We start from the raw sequence: 671 nt of genomic DNA on the forward strand, positions 1-671 counted from the left end.
TTTGACCTTCTTGACGGAACGGGTTATGAGCTCGAGGGGTTATGCGCTGGAACTAGACGCAGAAAAAAAGAGATCCAAATTGGATCTCTCATTCATCAATTATCGTTTATTTCATGTTTCTGTTGCTTAAACCAATCATCGATTTGCTTAATAATTCCTGCCATGGCTGTCTGATTTGAAAACTTTGGTAGGTTGGCAAGAAGGGCTTGCTTTGGCGCTTTCACTTCGGGTCCTTTTTTTTGGATAATAAAAATACTTTTTGCCGCATTTTCATTTTTAAACAAGGATAGTGGTAGCTGAATCATTCCTTGAATGACCGAATGCTCTTTAAGAAACGAATTTAATTCCTTTGCATACTCACTTGTAAATAAGTGATTTGGCACTAGGAAAAATAAATAGCCACCCGCTTTTGTATATTTAAGGCTTTGTTCAATAAAAAGATGGTGGGCATAAGAGTGACCTTCTTTAGCGTGAAGTTCAAAGCTAGCTGCCCCTACATCATTTGGATAATAACCTACAGGCAAATCACTGACTACTACGTCCATAGGTTCTATGTATAGTGGCTCAAGACTATCTTGGTTATAAAATTGAATGGTATGCTGCTGTAAATTCGCACTAACATATGCCACTTTGACTAAAAGGTCATCAACATCAATCCCATAGCTTTTAAT

General features: G+C 37.6%; 1 protein-coding gene. It reads right to left on the bottom strand.

All coding sequences use genetic code 11. The annotated features are described in order from the left end of the window. Positions 1–95: 95 nt before the first annotated feature. The coding region (locus tag V7147_RS18975; protein ID WP_335369397.1) for a class I SAM-dependent methyltransferase at positions 96–671 on the bottom strand (576 nt) is incomplete at its 5' end.

The organism is Bacillus sp. JJ1521 (genome assembly GCF_036965165.1).
In the GTDB taxonomy this organism is placed as follows: domain Bacteria; phylum Bacillota; class Bacilli; order Bacillales; family Bacillaceae_L; genus Ferdinandcohnia.